Annotated in this window: 14 protein-coding genes; 6 read left to right on the top strand and 8 right to left on the bottom strand. The window is 75.4% G+C overall.

The genetic code is table 11. The annotated features are described in order from the left end of the window. Nucleotides 1–596 precede the first annotated feature (596 nt). From couO to KPL57_RS40010, 6 genes are read right to left on the bottom strand one after another with little or no spacing between them, the layout of a single operon-like run. Nucleotides 597–1,469 carry a 4-hydroxyphenyl-beta-ketoacyl-CoA hydrolase gene (gene couO / locus KPL57_RS40035; protein WP_226355665.1) on the bottom strand — a complete coding sequence of 291 codons (873 nt, stop codon included), beginning with the start codon at nt 1,467–1,469 and terminating at the stop codon, nt 597–599. 13 nt (nt 1,470–1,482) lie between these two features. Continuing rightward, nucleotides 1,483–2,448, bottom strand: coding sequence for a 3-hydroxyacyl-CoA dehydrogenase NAD-binding domain-containing protein (locus tag KPL57_RS70680; protein WP_226355664.1), 966 nt, complete (start codon nt 2,446–2,448; stop codon nt 1,483–1,485). Continuing rightward, nucleotides 2,445–4,391: an acetoacetate--CoA ligase gene (locus KPL57_RS40025; RefSeq protein ID WP_226355663.1), complete on the bottom strand. Its 1,947-nt coding sequence runs from the start codon at nt 4,389–4,391 to the stop codon at nt 2,445–2,447. The genes KPL57_RS70680 and KPL57_RS40025 overlap by 4 nt, the downstream gene beginning before the upstream one ends. Further along, nucleotides 4,388–5,164, bottom strand: a complete 777-nt coding sequence (locus KPL57_RS40020; protein WP_226355662.1) for a crotonase/enoyl-CoA hydratase family protein — start codon at nt 5,162–5,164, stop codon at nt 4,388–4,390. The genes KPL57_RS40025 and KPL57_RS40020 overlap by 4 nt, the downstream gene beginning before the upstream one ends. After that, a complete protein-coding gene (locus KPL57_RS40015) occupies nt 5,161–6,669 on the bottom strand; it encodes a long-chain fatty acid--CoA ligase (protein ID WP_226355661.1) in 1,509 nt (502 codons plus the stop codon). Before KPL57_RS40015 ends, KPL57_RS40020 begins: the two co-directional genes overlap by 4 nt. Before the next feature lie 57 nt (nt 6,670–6,726). Further along, nucleotides 6,727–7,206 carry a MarR family transcriptional regulator gene (locus KPL57_RS40010; protein WP_226355660.1) on the bottom strand — a complete coding sequence of 160 codons (480 nt, stop codon included), beginning with the start codon at nt 7,204–7,206 and terminating at the stop codon, nt 6,727–6,729. Between the two features lie 85 nt (nt 7,207–7,291). On the opposite strand from KPL57_RS40010, the gene KPL57_RS40005 reads away from it, so the two are divergent. Continuing rightward, entirely contained in the window at nt 7,292–8,623 is a 1,332-nt protein-coding gene (locus tag KPL57_RS40005; RefSeq protein ID WP_226355659.1) for an MFS transporter, read from the top strand. Between the two features lie 148 nt (nt 8,624–8,771). On the opposite strand, the gene KPL57_RS40000 is transcribed toward KPL57_RS40005, so the two are convergent. Then, complete coding sequence (locus tag KPL57_RS40000) at nt 8,772–10,223, bottom strand: DHA2 family efflux MFS transporter permease subunit (RefSeq protein WP_226355658.1); 1,452 nt, start codon at nt 10,221–10,223, stop codon at nt 8,772–8,774. A gap of 150 nt (nt 10,224–10,373) precedes the next feature. Between KPL57_RS40000 and KPL57_RS39995 the strand changes: the two genes are divergently transcribed. The 4 genes from KPL57_RS39995 to KPL57_RS39980 all read left to right on the top strand — a co-directional run bounded on the left by KPL57_RS39995 (nt 10,374) and on the right by KPL57_RS39980 (nt 13,892). Next, nucleotides 10,374–11,543: a geranylgeranyl reductase family protein gene (locus tag KPL57_RS39995; RefSeq protein WP_226355657.1), complete on the top strand. Its 1,170-nt coding sequence runs from the start codon at nt 10,374–10,376 to the stop codon at nt 11,541–11,543. Nucleotides 11,544–11,595: 52 nt separating this feature from the next. Continuing rightward, entirely contained in the window at nt 11,596–12,135 is a 540-nt protein-coding gene (gene idi / locus KPL57_RS39990; protein WP_062400875.1) for an isopentenyl-diphosphate Delta-isomerase, read from the top strand. Between the two features lie 24 nt (nt 12,136–12,159). Then, nucleotides 12,160–13,155, top strand: coding sequence for a small ribosomal subunit Rsm22 family protein (locus KPL57_RS39985; RefSeq protein WP_226355656.1), 996 nt, complete (start codon nt 12,160–12,162; stop codon nt 13,153–13,155). Nucleotides 13,156–13,319: 164 nt separating this feature from the next. After that, on the top strand, nt 13,320–13,892 hold the full coding sequence (locus KPL57_RS39980) for a hypothetical protein (protein ID WP_226355655.1): 573 nt from the start codon (nt 13,320–13,322) through the stop codon (nt 13,890–13,892). A 16-nt stretch (nt 13,893–13,908) separates the two neighbouring features. Here the strand turns inward: KPL57_RS39980 and KPL57_RS39975 are convergent, their stop codons facing one another. Next, a complete protein-coding gene (locus tag KPL57_RS39975) occupies nt 13,909–14,910 on the bottom strand; it encodes a GTP-binding protein (protein ID WP_226355654.1) in 1,002 nt (333 codons plus the stop codon). A gap of 98 nt (nt 14,911–15,008) precedes the next feature. On the opposite strand from KPL57_RS39975, the gene KPL57_RS39970 reads away from it, so the two are divergent. Further along, nucleotides 15,009–15,998 carry a carbohydrate kinase gene (locus tag KPL57_RS39970; RefSeq protein WP_226355653.1) on the top strand — a complete coding sequence of 330 codons (990 nt, stop codon included), beginning with the start codon at nt 15,009–15,011 and terminating at the stop codon, nt 15,996–15,998. The last annotated feature ends 3 nt before the right edge of the window (nt 15,999–16,001 follow it).

Raw genomic sequence — 16,001 nt, 5'->3', positions numbered from 1 at the left:
GCGGGCAGGTGCGGGCGTGCGCTCCGAGGGGCGTCGGACTCCGCCCTCCCGGGCCGCCGGGAGGGCGGGGCGGGAGGTCCGCGCGGGGGCGCGGTGGTGTGTCGGGGAGTGCTGGGGCGGTCCCGTGGCTACCGCGGCTGCGGACCCCGTGCCGGGGTCGGCGTGCGGCGGAGCGCGGGCGCGCCCCGGGAGCCGGGCGCGGTCAGGCGCCGGAACAGAGCGCGCTCGCCTGGCGGCGCAGGTCGACGTGACGCCGAACCGCGAACCGGGAGACGAGGTGCATGGGAACCAGTAAACAGACCCGTTCGGACCAATCCGACACCGGACAGGTCCACATCATGGGATCGGGCCCACGGGGCCCCGGGATCGGGCGCGGGGAGTGACCTGGGCTACCCGGTACGGACCGGGACGACCCGCCCCGGTGCACCGGAACCGGGCGAAACGAATCACCCGATCGTGTCAACGGCGTCGGGAACCGGTCCGGCACGAGGCGCTGACCTGCGACGACGCGGGCCGCGGCAGCCCGTGCGGGAACCGGTCCGGACAACCCGGCCGCCGCCCCCGCCGGTCGGTACGGCGGCGGGGGCCGGCGCCGGTCACCCCAGGCCGAGCATCCGGACCGCGTTGTCCTTGAGGATCATCGGCCGGACCTCGGGCTTCATCTCGAGGGTCTCGAAGTCCGCGCGCCACCGGTCCGGGGTGATGACCGGGTAGTCCGAGCCGAACAGCACCTTGCGGCGCAGCATCGTGTTCGCGGCCCGCACCAGCTGCGGCGGGAAGTACTTCGGCGACCAGCCCGACAGGTCGATGTACACGTTGGACTTGTGGGTGGCGATCGAGATCGCCTCGTCCTGCCAGGGCACCGACGGGTGGGCGAGCACCACGGTGAGGTCGGGGTGGTCGGCGGCGACGTCGTCGAGCAGCATCGGGTTCGAGTAGCGCAGCTTGATGCCGCGCCCGCCCGGCAGCCCGGCGCCGATCCCGGTCTGTCCGGTGTGGAACAGCGCGGGCACACCGAGCTCGGCGATGGCCTCGTAGAGCGGGTAGAAGCGCGTGTCGTTCGGCTCGAACGCCTGCAGGCTGGGGTGGAACTTGAAGCCGCGGACCCCGTGCTCGGTGACCAGCCGGCGGGCGCGGGCGACGGCGGCCTTGCCGGTGTGCGGGTCGACCGAGCCGAACGGGATGAGGATGTCGGCGTGTGCCGCGGCGGCGTCGGCGATCTCCTCGCTGGACAGCGGCGGGTGCCCGGTGCCCGACGGCGCGTCGACGGTGAACACCACCGCGGCGATCCGGCGTGCCCGGTAGTGCTCGGCGATCGCGTCGATGGTCGGGGTGCGGTCCTGGTCGGCCTTGAAGTACTTCGCCGAGGCGTCGAGCAGCTCCTGGTCGAGGGCCAGACAGCCGTGGCCGTCCTGTTCGACGTGGACGTGCACGTCGATCGCGTCGACGGCAGCGAGGTCGATGGGCATGGGGGAACCTCCGTCAGGGGAGCTCGGTACGGGACTTGGCCTCGAGCAGGGCGGCGAGGACGGTGTCGCGGCGGGCGGCGAGCGCGGGGCCGTCGAGGTCGCCCAGCTCGTCGCGGACGCCGTCGACCAGCGTCGCGGCCAGCTCGGGGGTGAGCGTGACCCGGCCGAGGTCGCGCCACCACCGCTCGGTGGGCGGACCGAGGTGCTCCAGGATGTGCGCGAGGCCGCCGGGGCCGCCGGACAGGTGCTGGTTGGCGAACGGGCCGAGCACCGCCCAGCGCAGGCCGGGGCCGTGGGAGATGGCGGCGTCGACGTCGGCGACCGTCGCGACACCCCGCTCGACCAGCGAGTACGCCTCCTGCCACAGCGCGGCCTGCAGCCGGTTGGCCAGGTGGCCCGGCACCTCGGCGCGCAGCCGGACCGGCCGCTTGCCCAGCGCGGTGTAGAAGGCGAGCGCGGCCTCGACGGCGGACTCCGCCGTCCGCTCCCCCGGCACGACCTCGACCAGCGGGATGACCTGCGGCGGGTTGAACGGGTGCCCGACGAGCACCCGCTCGGGGTGCCGGGCGGCGCCGCGGGCGATCGTCGTCGGCAGCAGGCCCGAGGAGCTGGAGGCGAGCACGACGCCCGGGGCGGCGGCCTCGTCCAGCTCGGCGAACAGGGTGTGCTTGAGGTCCTCGCGCTCGGGGCCGTTCTCCTGCACGAACCCGGCGGGCCCGGCGGCGTCACCGGCGCTGCCGGCGAACACCAGGTTCGCCACCGGCAGCGGGCCGTCGTGGCCGGGGAACGGTCCGAGCGCGGCGAGGTCGGCGCGCAGCCGGTCCTCGGCGCCCGGTGCGGGGTCGAAGGCGCGCACGTGCAGGCCGCGGGCCAGGAACAGCGCCGTCCAGCCGACACCGATCACCCCCGTCCCGACGACGGCGACGGTGCCGACCCCGGCCACGGCACCGTCGCCGCCGGGGGTCCCGGGCGCGCTCACGCCGGCGTCCCGGAGGCGAAGCGGACGAACGCGTCGAGCGCGGTCGGGTCGGCGAGCACGTCGCGGGAGGCGACGTCGTCGACGGCCGCGCCGAGCAGGATGCGCTTCACGGGGACCTCCAGCTTCTTGCCGGTGCGGTTGCGCGGCACCACCGGCACCGCCTCGACCCGGTCCGGGACGTGGCGCGGGGTGAGCTCGCCGCGCAGCGCGGTGCGGATCCGGGTGACCAGGGCGTCGTCGAGGGGGGTGCCGTCGGCGGGCTGCACGAACAGCAGCAGCTCGCCGTTGCCGCCCGCGGGGTCCTCCAGGTGCACCACGAGCGAGTCCTCGACCCCGGGCAGCTCCTCGACGACGCGGTAGAACTCGGCCGTCCCCAGCCGGACGCCGCCCCGGTTGAGGGTGGCGTCGGAGCGGCCGGCGACGACCGCGGAGCCGTCGGCGGAGAAGCGGACCCAGTCGCCGTGCCGCCACACCCCGGGCCAGGTGGCGAAGTAGGTGTCGCGGTAGCGGCTGCCGTCGTCGTCGCCCCAGAAGCCGACGGGCATCGACGGCATGGGGGCCCGGATGACCAGCTCGCCGAGCTCGTCGACGACCGGGCGGCCCGCGTCGTCGAAGGCGGCGGCGTCGACCCCGAGGCAGGGCCCGGAGATCTCGCCGGACCACACCGGCTGGAACGGGCTCCCCTGCACGATGCCCGAGCACACGTCGGTGCCGCCGCTGCCCACGTTGAGCAGTACGTCCGGGCCGAACTGCTCGGCCACCCAGCGGTAGCCCTCCGGCGGGAGCGGGCTCCCGGCGGCGCCGATCTGGCGGACCGCGGACAGGTCGTGCTCGGCGGCCGGGCGCAGCCCCGCGGCGCGCGAGGCCATGAGGAACCCGGGGCTGGCACCCAGCAGCGTCGCGCCGGTCTCGGCGGCGAGACGCCACTGCCACCCGAGGTCGGGGTGGGCCGGGTTGCCGTCGATCAGCACGATCGAGGCCTGCCGCAGCAGCCCGGACACCAGCGCGTTCCACATCATCCAGGCGGTCGTGGAGTACCAGAGGATCCGGTCGCCGGGGCCGAGGTCCCAGCTCAGGGCGTGGTTCTTGAGGTGCTCGACCAGGATGCCGCCGTGGCCGTGCACGATCGCCTTGGGCAGCCCGGTGGTGCCGGAGGAGAACAGCACGCACAGCGGGTGGTCGAACGGGACCGGGTCGGCGCCCGGCTCCGGGTCGGCGGCCAGCAGCTCGTCCCAGGTCATCGCGTCGGGCACGGTGTGCGGCCCGTACGGCACGGCGACGACGTGGCGCACCCCGGGCAGCCCGGCGCGCAGGGCGGCGACCTCGTCCTGGCGGTCGACGTCGCGTCCGGCCCAGCCGTAGCCGCCGACGGTGAGCAGCACGACCGGGTCGACCTGGCCGAACCGGTCGAGCACGCTGCGGGCGCCGAACTCGGGGGCGCAGCTCGTCCAGACCGCGCCGAGCGAGGCCGTCGCGAGGAACGCGACGACGGTCTCGGGCAGGTTCGGCAGGTACGCCGCGACGCGGTCGCCACGGCCGACGCCGAGCCTGCGCAGCCCGGCCCGGGCGCGGGCGACCTGCTCGCGCAGCCCGCCCCAGGTGAGCTCGACCTTCTCGCGGGTCTGGGAGTACGCGACGACGGCGACGTCGTCCTCGGGTCCGTCCAGGGCGTGCGCGGCGTAGTTCAGCGTCGCGCCGGGGAACCACTGCGCGCCCGGCATCCCCCGGCGCCCGAGCACCGCCCGGGGCGGGGTGTCGAACCGGACGCCGAGGTGGGTCGCGACCGCGGACCAGAACGCCTCGGGCTCGGTCACCGACCAGCGGTGCAGCGCGGCGTAGTCGGGCAGGGTCAGGCCGTGCCCGCGCTCGACGGCGGTGACGAACCGGCCGATCTCCGTGGTCTCCCGGACGTCGTCGGCGACCGGGCGCAGCAGCTCGCTCACCGGCGCACCTTCCCGCCGCGGCCGTCGAGGAAGGCCCGCATCCGTTCCTGGGCCTCGGCACTGGACGAGGCGACCGCGGCGACCAGCGACTCCATCATGAAGCCGTGGTCCGGGGAGGCCTCCGCGATCCGCGGCAGCGCCTGGAGCACCGCGACGTTGGTGATCGCCGAGTTCCCGGCGACGGTGCGGGCCAGCTCGCAGGCGCGGGCCAGGCCCTCCCCCGGGCCGGTGCGGTAGTGCGACAGGCCCAGCGTGTGGCCCTCGTCGGCGTCGAGGACGCGGCCGGTCAGCATCATGTCGGTCATCCGGTGCACGCCGATCAGCCGCGGCACCCGCACCGACCCGCCGCCGCCGACGAACAGCCCGTGCTGGCCCTCGGGCAGCGCGTAGAAGGTGGAGTCCTCGGCGACGCGCAGGTGGGTGGCCGAGGCCAGCTCCAGCCCGCCGCCGACGACGGCGCCCTTGAGCACCGAGACGACCGGCAGCCGCCCCTCGGCGAGCCGGGCGAACGCGCGGTGCCACATCCGGGAGTGCTCCATCGCCGCGACGACGTCGCGGTCGCCGAGCTCGGACAGGTCCAGCCCGGCGCAGAAGTGGTCGCCCTCGGCGTCGAGGACGACGGCGCGCACCCCCTCGGGCGGGCGGGCGAAGAAGTCCTCGATGCCGAGCACGGTCACGTCGTCGAGGGCGTTGCGCTTGCGCGGCCGGGACAGGCGCAGCACGGCCACCTCGTCGTGGCGTTCCACGGTCAGCGACTCGGGCAGAGAGTTCACGACAGCTCCTCGGCGACGGCCGCGGCCGCACGCAGGTCGACGCGCCGGACCTTGCCGGACGCGTTGCGGGGCAGCTCGTCGACGAACCGCACGTACTTCGGGACCTTGTAGCGGGCCAGCCGCCCGGCGAGCAGCGCGCGCACCGCGTCGGCGTCGAGGTCGGCGCCGGGGCGCAGCTGCACGTAGGCCGCGCCGACCTCGCCCCAGCGCTCGTCGGGGACCCCGACGACGGCGCAGTCGGCGATGTCGGGATGGGTGACCGCGACCGCCTCGACCTCGGCCGGGTACACGTTCTCCCCGCCCGAGATGATCATGTCCTTGACCCGGTCGACGGCGAACGCCCAGCCGTCGTCGCCGGCCCGGAGCACGTCGCCGGTGCGGAACCACTCCCCGCGCCGCGACGCCGCGGTCTCGTCCGGGCGGTTCCAGTAACCGGGACTGACGTGCGGCCCACGGACCAGCAGCTCGCCGGGCTCGTCGTCGAGGGGGACGAGCTCGCCGTCGCGCTCGACGGCGACGTCGGTGAAGAAGTGCGGCACCCCGACCGAGGTCGGCGGGTGCGCGGCCGTGCCGTCGCGGGTCGCCATGTGCACCCCGGGCGAGGCCTCGGTCATCCCGTAGCCCTGCTGCAGCGCGACGCCGCGGTCCAGCCAGGCGCGGGCAACGCGCTCCTGCACCGGGGAGCCGCCGTAGACGACGGTGCGCAGCGACGACAGGTCGGTCCGCTCCCAGGCCGGGTCCTCGCACAGCATCTGCAGCATCGTGGGCACGGCGGCGAAGCTCGTGACCGCCGCGGACGCGATCCGGCCGAGGACCGCCCCCGGGTCGAACCGCGGGACGAGCTCGACCGAGCCGCCCTTGAACAGCGTGGGCAGCGTGACCTGGGACAGCCCGACGCAGTGGAACAGCGGCGAGATGCACAGGGTGCGCTCGTCGGAGCAGACGTCGACGTGCGCGAGCTGGTTGACCGTGTTCCAGGTCAGGTTGCCGTGGGTCAGCACCGCCGCCTTCGGACGCCCGGTGGTGCCGGAGGTGTAGAGCAGCACCGCCGGGTCGTCGAGACCGGCGCCCGCGTCCCCGAGCGCGGTGCCCCGCGCCAGGTCCTCGACGCCGCGGACGACCGGGACCCGGGGGACGGTGGCGGCGACGAGGTCGTCGGCGTCGGGGCCGTGGACGAGCAGCGCCGCGCCGCAGTCGTCGAGCATGTAGCCGATCTCGGTGGGGGCCAGGCGGAAGTTCAACGGGACCGCGACCGCGCCGAGCAGCCAGGCGGCGAAGCAGGTCTCCAGGGTGGCGACGGCGTTCACCCCGAGCCAGGCGACCCGGTCCCCCGGCCCGACGCCCCGCTCCGCCAGACCGCCGGCGATCCGGGCGGCGCGCCCGGCCAGCTCGGCGTGGTCGACCGCCCGCTCCCCGTCGGACAGGGCCGGGGCGTGCGGACTGATCCGCGCGCGGCGGGCGGGCCAGGTGCCCAGCCCGAGGCCGGGACCGGTGATCGGGCTCATGGGGCTCCCTCGCTCCTTGATATCAAGCAAGTTGATAGCAAGGTGCTTGCCATGGGGTCAAGCGTCGCCGTCCGGCGGGATCCCGTCGCGACCGGCCAGTGCGGCGAGGCACCGTTCGAGGGCGTCGGCGAACACCTCGGCCTGGTCGGGCTCCAGCGCGTCGAGCATCCGGCGCTCGACGACCCCGGCCGCGGCGTGACAGCGGGCCAGCGTCGCGTCGCCGTGCGGGGTGAGCCAGACCTGCAGGATCCGGCGGTTGTCCGGGTCCGGCCGGCGCTCGACGATCCCGTCGCGCTCCATCGCGGCGACGAGCTGCTGCATCGCCTGCGGGGTCACGAAGTGCCGCCGCGCGAGCTGCGCCGAGGACAGCCCGCCGCGGCGCTCCAGCACGCTGAGCGCGGTGTACTGGGCCAGCGTCACGCCCAGCGGACGCAGCGCCTCCTCCATCCGGGCCCGCTCGGCCATCTGCAGGCGCTTGACCAGGTAGGTCAGCCGCTGCCCCCGCGTCCCCGTCGGTACCGACGCCGCATCCGTCACGTGTGCGATCCTAACGATCGTGGCGCGGATCACAAGGTACTTGCTATAAAGCTGCTTTCCATCTCACGGAAGGCAGGGAGCTGCGATGACGCACCCCCGGTTCTCCCCGACCCAGCGCCGGCGCGCGGTCCTGTCGAGCTACCTCGGCAGCCTGATCGAGTACTACGACTTCCTGCTCTACGCGACGGCCTCGGCCGTCGTGTTCAACGCGGTCTTCTTCTCCGACCTCGACCCGCTGGTCGGCACCGTCGCCGCCTTCGGCACGCTGGCCACCGGCTACCTGGCCCGCCCGCTCGGCGGGATCGTGTTCGGCCACTTCGGGGACCGGGTCGGGCGCAAGAGGATGCTGGTCATCAGCATGGTGCTGATGGGGGTGGCGAGCACCCTGATCGGCCTGCTCCCCACCTATGCGCAGGTCGGCGCGCTGGCCCCGGTGCTGCTGATCGTGCTGCGGGTCGTGCAGGGCGTCGCGGTCGGCGGGGAGTGGGGCGGCGCGGTCCTGATGTCGGCCGAGCACGCGTCGTCGCGGCGGGGGCTGTGGGCGAGCTTCACCAACGCGGGCGCGCCGAGCGGCATGGTGCTGTCGACGCTGGTGCTGGCGCTGTCGGCGTCACTGACCGGGGACGCGTTCCTCACCTGGGGCTGGCGGATCCCGTTCCTGCTCAGCGTGGTGCTGCTGGGCATCGGCCTGTTCGTCCGGCTGTCGGTCACCGAGACCCCGGTGTTCGCCGCGGCGGCCGCCGCACAGCCGGCGACGCCGGCCCGCGCACCGCTGCTGGAGGTGCTGTCCCGGCCGCGCAACCTGCTGCTCGCCGTCGGCGTGGGGTTCGGGGCGTTCGTGGCGCAGGGAACGCTCACCACGTTCCTGATCTCCTACGCCGTCGGTGCCGGGTTCGAGCGCCAGACCGTGCTGAACGCGCTGACGCTGTCCTCGCTGGTCGCCATCGTGGGGATCATCGGCTTCTCCGCACTGTCGGACCGGGTCGGACGACGGCCGGTCGTCCTGGGCGGGGCCCTCGCCACCGGGCTGTGGTGCGTCGCGATCTTCCCGATGATCGACACCGGCTCGGCGGTGCTGCTCACCCTCGCCGTGGTGGTCGGGCAGGGCGTGACGCACGCGGCCTGGTTCGGGCCGTCCGCGGCGCTGTACTCGGAGATGTTCTCCACCGGCTCGCGCTACACCGGGGCCTCACTGGGCTACCAGATCTCCGGGATGGGCGCGGGCCTCTCGCCGGTGCTGTTCGCGTCGCTGCAGGCCGCCGGGTTCGGCACCGGGGTGCTGTCGGCCGTGATCGGGGTGCTGGCGCTGGTCTCGGTCGGGTCGGTGCTCGCGCTGCGCGAGACCTCCCGCGACGGGCTGAACGACCCGGACGTCCCCGCCCCCGCCGGCACCACCGAGAACACCCCCACGCGCTGACCCGCCGCGCCGCCGCAGCACCCCGTCACCTGCCGCGGCGGCCCATCGCCTGCTGCGGCGACCCGCGCGCGGGGTGCCGGGCGACGTCACGGGGCGCCACAGCGGTCCCGTACGCCGGCGGGGCGCGGGGCGCGGGGCGCGGCGGGGGTCAGGCCCGGGCGTCCTGCGGGGCCGCGGTGGGCGCCGGCAGGCGGGACGCGGCCACCGCGACGACCACCGTCACCAGGGACACCCCCGCCGCGACCAGGAAGGCCGCGTGCACCCCGGCCGCATCGACCCCGGCGCCGGCCGAGGCCAGCGTCATGACGGTGATGAACAGCGCCGTCCCCGCCGCGCCCGCGACCTGCTGCAGCGTGGTGAGGATGGCGCTGCCGTGCGAGTACAGCTCGCCGGGCAGCGAGCCGAGCGCGTCGGTCATCAGCGGCGTGAACATCAGCGCCAGCGCCGCGGACAGGCCCACGTGCAGCACCACGACCAGCCAGATCGGCGTCGCCGCGGCCAGAGTGGTGAACCCCCACATCACGATCGCGAGCAGCACCGAGCCGGGCAGCACCAGCGGACGGGCGCCGACCCGGTCGTAGGCCCGGCCGACGAACGGGCCCAGCAGCCCCATCACGAGCCCGCCCGGCAGCACCACCAGGCCGGCGACGAACGCGCTGTCGCCCAGCACCTCCTGGATGTAGAGCGGCAGCAGGATGATCGCGCCGAACAGCGACATGAACCCGGTCGCGACGAGCACCAGCGACAGCGAGTACCGGCGGACCGCGAACGGACGCAGGTCCAGCAGCGGGGCCGTGCCGGTGCCGCGCTGCAGCCGGACCTGGCGGTGCACGAACACCGCCAGCGCCGCCGCCCCGAGCACCAGCGGCACCCACGGCGGCACCGCGGTGTGCGCGCCCCCGGCGGCGGACTCGCCGATCGCGGACAGCCCGTAGACGATCCCGGAGAACGCGACCGCCGAGATCAGGACCGAGGCGACGTCTAGCGGGGTCCGCGTGGTCTCCGCGGCCACCCGCAGCCGCAGCGCCCCCGCGACCAGGGCGACCAGCGCGATCGGCAGCACGATCCAGAACATCCAGCGCCAGCCCAGCGCGGAGAGGATCACCCCGGACAGCGTCGGGCCGACCGCGGGCGCCACCGCGATGACGATCGAGATCGTGCCCATCGTCTGCCCGCGGCGGCTCGCCGGGACCAGGCGCAGGATCGTCGTCATGAGCAGCGGGATCATCACCGCGGTGCCGGTGGCCTGCACGACCCGCCCGGCCAGCAGGAACCCGAACGCGGGCGCGACCGCGCACAGCAGGGTCCCGGTGCTGAACAGGCCCATCGAGGCGAGGTAGACCGACCGCGGCGGGAACCGCCCCAGCAGGTAGCCGGTGATCGGGATGACCACGGCCATCGTCAGCAGGAACCCGCTGGTCAGCCACTGCGCGGTGGCCGGGGTGACCCGCAGGTCGGCGATCAGCGCGGGCAGCGCCACGCTCATGATCGTCTCGTTCAGGATCATAACGAACGCCGAGCCGACGAGCAGCGAGATGATCAGCAGGGCTCCGGCGGGCAGCCGCTCGGCGTCGCGGCCGGCGGCCGGCTCGGTGGTCACAGCGTGCTCCTCGGTACGTGACGGACGCGCCCACCCGCGGCGGCGGCGCACGGCGCGGCCGGGCGACGGGGTGGCGGTGTGCGAGTGCACCACGGCCGGGCGGGCGGTGGCGAGCCGTTTCCGCCCGGGCGCGGAGGGGACAATGGCGCCATGTCCACCTACGACGTCGTCGTGGTCGGGGCCGGTCCCGCCGGCTGCGCCGCGGCACTCAACGTGCTGCGGCTGCGACCGTCGGCGTCGGTGCTCCTGCTCGACGCCGCGGCCTTCCCCCGCGACAAGACCTGCGGCGACGGCGTCGCGGCCGAGGTGTTCGACCTGCTCGACGGACTGGGCGCCACCGGGGTCCGGGCGCTCGGCGTCGCGGCACCGCGGCTGCGCCTGCGCACCCCCCAGGGCCGGGTCGTGCACCGCACCGCGCCCCGGCCGAACCGGGTGGTCACGCGGCTGGAGCTGGACGCGGCGCTGGTCGACGCGGCCGTCGCCGCCGGGGCGCAGCTGCGCCGCCACCGGGTCCGCACCGTCGTCCCGCACGGGGACCGGGTGCTGCTCGACGACGACATCGTCGCGAGGGTCGTGATCGGCGCCGACGGGGCCCACTCGGTGGTCCGCCGCGCGCTCGGCGCGCCGGGCGTGCCGCCGTCGTCGACGGCGGTGGCGATCCGCGGGTACGCCCCGGTCGCCGCCGAGCCGGGGACGCTGTCGATCGAGTACGCCGGCGGCGCCGTCCCGGCCTACGCCTGGTCGTTCCCGATCGCGGGCGGCGGCGCGAACGTCGGCTACGGCGTGTTCGACGAGCGCGGCGCCGGGAACCGGGCGTCGCTGCTGGAGCGGCTCGCCGCACTGCTGCCCGGCCAGGAACCGGACCCGGCGACGCTGCGCGCGCACCACCTGCCGCTGTCCACCGCGCCCCGGTTCCAGCCCGACGGCCGGGTGCTGCTGGCCGGCGACGCCGCGGCGAAGGTGAACCCGCTGACCGGCGAGGGGATCTTCGACGCCGTCGCCTCCGGGATCCTCGCCGGGCGCAGCGCGCTGCGCGGCGACGACGCGGGCGCCGCCCACCGCGCCGCCATGGAGCGGACCTTCGCCCGCCACCACCGCCACGTCGGGGCGCTCGCGCGGCTGGCCGCGCGTCCCGCGTTCCTCGACGCCGCGATCGGCGCCGCCGCCCGGAACCAGCGGGTGTTCGACTGCGCGGTCGGGCTGGGGCTGGCGCGGGGCACGGTCTCCCCCGCCGCGCTCGCGGTCGTCGCCGCGCACCTGCCGGGTGCCGCGCTCGGCGGCGCGGTCCGGCGCCGCGCGGCCGCCCGCTCCGGGGTGTGAGCCGGTACCGGCCGACGGGCCGCGGCCGCCGGGCTCCGGTAGACAGGACGGCATGGAACAGGTCGTGCTGCTGGACGACGACGGCAACCCGGTCGGCGTCGCGGACAAGGCCACCGTGCACGGTGCGAGCACCCCGCGGCACCTGGCGTTCTCCTGCTACGGCGTCGACGACGCCGGCCGGCTGCTCGTGACCCGGCGCGCCCGCACCAAGACCGCCTTCCCGCTGGTCTGGACCAACACCTGCTGCGGGCACCCCGCCCCCGGCGAGGACATGGCCGACGCGGTGCACCGCAGGCTGGCCGACGAGCTGGGCATCCGCGCGACCGAGCTGCGGATGGTGCTGCCGGACTTCAGCTACCGGGCGTCGCAGGACGGGATCGAGGAGAACGAGCTGTGCCCGGTGTTCGTCGCCCGGATCAGCGGCGAGCCCGAGCCGCGCCCCGACGAGGTCGAGGACGTGGCCTGGTGGAGCTGGTCGCGTTTCCGCGCCGCCGCCGACGACCCGGCCTCCGGGCTGTCGCCGTGGGCGCGGATGCAGGCCCCGCTGCTCGACGTGCTGGCCGACCCGCTGCTGGTCGGCGCCCGGGGCTGAGCCCGGGACTGGTGGAATGGGCGGGTGGTCCCCGACCTGTCCCCCGACCTGTCCGGCGCGCTGGGCGCCGCCCTCGACGACGCGCTCGACCGGGTCCCCGCCGCGCGGCTCGCGCCGGTGGTCGACCGGCTGATCCGCGACTACCGCAGCGGCACCGTGCCCACCGCGCCGATCCTGCGCACCGACGACGACGCGGCCGCCTACGCCGCGTACCGGATGCCCGCGACGCACGCGGCGGTCGTCGACGTGCTGGAGCGGGCCGCCGCGCGGGTGCCGGAGCCGGTGTCGCTGCTCGACCTCGGCGGCGGGACCGGCGCCGCGGTGTGGGCCGCGGCGCAGGTCTGGCCGTCGCTGGAGCGGGCCACGGTGCTGGAGGCTGCCGCGCCGGCCCGGGCGCTGGGCCGCAGGCTCGCGGGCGGGGCGCCGTCGGCACTGCTGCGCGGGGCCCGCTGGGAGGCCGCGGTGCTCGGCACCGCCCCGGCGCTGCCGGACACCGACCTGCTGACCGCCTGCTACCTGCTCGGGGAGCTGCCGGTGCCGGTGCGCGACGCCGTCGTCGACGCCGCCGCCCGGGCCGCGCGGGTGGTCGTGCTCGTCGAGCCGGGGACGCCGGCCGGGCACGCGCGCATCCTCGACGCCCGTGCCCGGCTGCTCGCCGCGGGCCTGACCGTCGCCGCGCCCTGCCCGCACGACGGCGCCTGCCCGGTGACCGGCGACGACTGGTGCCACTTCGCCGTGCGCGTCGGGCGCAGCTCGCGGCACCGGGTGCTGAAGGCCGGCTCGCTGGGCCACGAGGACGAGAAGTTCTCCTACGTCGTCGCCGTGCGTGACGACGACGGCACCGTCGGACGGGCCCCGGGCCGGGTGGTCCGGCACCCGCACACCCGCAAGGGACTGGTGACGCTGCGTGTCTGCGAGGCGGACGGGACGCTGCGGGACACCCCCGTCCCGCGCAGTCGCAAGGAGCTGTTCCGGCACGCCCGTGACACCGCGTGGGGCGACGCCTGGCCACCCGGGTGAGCCCTCCGGGTTGCTCGCAAGCGGGGGAGGCGAACGTCACAGCCCGGACGCGCCGAAGAACGTTGTGAATCTGTAACACCGACCGGCATCGTGGGCGACTGACCGGGCGAGACGGCCATCAGGTGGGCCGCGAGCAGCAGCATTCTCACAGATCGAGCACGACCATGAACGACTTCGTCGCCGGCGCCCCCGCCGACCGCCTGCCCACCCTCGTCCGCACCCGTACCGGATATCGCGTGTACGACCCGGCCCTGATCGCCGGCACCGACTACGTCGTCGACGACGCGGGCGACCTCGTCTACACGAAGCTCCCGGCCGGTGCGATGACCGGCTCCGCCGTCGTCGCCGCCGCCGTGGTGGCGCTCACCGTGGGTGAGAACAGCTGGTCCTGGTCGGCGCTGGCGTTCCTCGTCTGCCTGCCCGTCGCGCTGGGGCTGGCGATCGGGGTGCTCTCGGTCATCCACGCGGTCACCGACCCGGTCCGGCCCTACCGCGCCCGCACCGGGCACACCCGTTTCGCCCGCGACATCGCCGCGACCGACCCCGCCTCCTGGCAGCTCTGCGTGCGCGCCGAGCGGCTCGCGGCGACGCCGTCGTGGCAGGCGGGCCGGATCGACCCGACCCGCACCCTCGGTGTCCTGCTGTGGACCGCCGTCGCCGGTGGGGAGGCGTGGGCCGCCGAGGCGCTGACCCAGCTGGCCGAGCCGGCGACGGGCCCGGACCTCACCTCGGTCTGAGCCCTCCCCGGGGTCGTCAGGTCGCGTAGCGGGCGACCGGGAGCAGGGCGTCGGCGTCGCGGCGGTCGGTGTCGGTCGCGACGCAGGCCCGCAGCGACCGGTGCAGCGCGTCGGAGTCCAGCCCGGTCCCGATCAGGACCAGGGTGGTGCGGCGGGGCTCGTCGGTGTCCCACCGGCTCCGGTGGAACCGCACGTACCGGCCGACGGTGTGCAGGTCCCAGCGTTCCCGGTCGGGGGCGGCGGCGAAGCGCACCGAGCCCTTGATCCGGTACAGCCCGGACGGCCGGGCGTCGAGGAGGTCCTGCAGCCGGGCGGCGTCGAGCGGCTCGTCGCACAGGAACGTCAGGCTCTGGTAGCCGGCGTGCAGGTGGTGCTCATGCGGCTCGTCGACGCGCTCGCCCAGCATCAGCTGCCTGCCCGGCACGATCTCGATGTCGAACAGCAGCGCCGGGTCCACCGCGCCGTCGCGGACCGGGACGATCGGGGCCCGCGGGTTCGCCTCGCGGCAGAGCCGCCGGACCCGCCACAGCGGCCCCGGCCCCACCCGGTCGATCTTGTTCAGGACGACGAGGTCGGCCATGCCGACGTGCTTGTCGAGCTGGGGGTGGCGGCGCCGCGAGTCCTCGAACTCCGCGGCGTCGACGACCTCGACGAGCCCGCCGAAGCTCAGGTGCTGGCCCAGCGCGTCGAGCACGAGCTGGACCAGCGTGCCGGGCTCGGCGATGCCGCTGGCCTCGATGACGACGACGTCGATCTCGTCGCGGCGGCGGGTCAGCTTCTCCAGCACCGAGGAGACGCCGCCCTCGCCGACCTCGCAGCACAGGCAGCCGTTGCCGAGCCCGACGACGTCGCCGGCCTGACCGGCCACGCGCATCGCGTCGATGCCGACCGACCCGAAGTCGTTGACGACCACGCCGATCCGCGCGTCCCCGCCCGCGGCGAGGAGGTGGTTCAGCAGTGTCGTCTTGCCGGCTCCGAGGAATCCGGCCAGCACCACGACCGGGATCTTCCGGGGCATCCGTCATGCCTACCACGTGCGTGTCGACGCACCGTGACGTGGTCGTGACCCGTCACGGACCTGTCCGGGGACCCCGATCGGACCACTACAGTGCGGCCATGCCCGACACAGCTGCCGGACGCCCGCCACGCGGAGTGATCGCCGTCGCCGGAGAAGCCCTCGTCGACATCGTCCCCGCCCCCGCGCACGGGTACTGGGAGCTCGCGCCCGGCGGCAGCCCGGCGAACGTCGCGGTCGGGCTGTCCCGCCTCGACGTGCCGGCCCGGATGCTGGCCCGGCTCGCCGACGACCTGCTCGGGCGCAAGCTGCGCGACCATCTCGCGGACAACGGCGTCGACCTGTCGCACTCGGTCGAGGCGGACGAGCCGTCGTCGCTGGCGATCGTGGAGCTGGCCGCCGACGGGCAGGCGTCCTACGACTTCCGGATCGCGGGCACCGCGGACTGGCAGTGGACCGACGACGAGCTCGCCGGGGCCCTCGACGACGGCCCGGCCGGCCCGGTCGTCGCCGTCCACTCCGGATCGCTGGCGCTGACCACCGCGCCCGGTCACGAGGCGCTGCGCGAGCTGCTCGCCTCCGCCGTGGACACCGCGACGGTGAGCTACGACCCGAACTTCCGGCCGCTGCTGATGGGCACGCCGGAGGAGATCCTGCCCGGCGTGCACGAGCTGCTCGGCGTGGCCGACGTGGTGAAGGTCAGCGAGGAGGACCTGGGCTGGCTGCACCCGGGCCGCGAGCCCGGCGACGTCGTCGGCGAGTGGCTCGAGCTCGGTCCGGCGGTCGTCGTGGTCACCCTCGGGGCGAACGGGGTGCTGGCCGGGACGTCGTCGGGGCTGCACCTGGTGCTGCCCGGCCGCACCGTCGAGGTCGTCGACACCGTCGGTGCCGGGGACAGCTTCTCCGCGGCGCTGCTCGCCGGTCTGCACCGGCGCGGGCTGCTCGGCGCGACCGCCCGCGACGACCTCTACCGCATCGACCGGCCGACGCTGGAGGCCGTGCTGACCGAGGCCGTCGCGGCGTCGGCGATCACCTGCTCGCGGCACGGCGCGAACCCGCCCACCCGCGCGGAGCTCGACGCCGCGGTCTGAGCC

It is taken from the genome of Pseudonocardia sp. ICBG601 (genome assembly GCF_020496245.1).
This window is presented reverse-complemented; position numbering and strand designations above follow the sequence as displayed.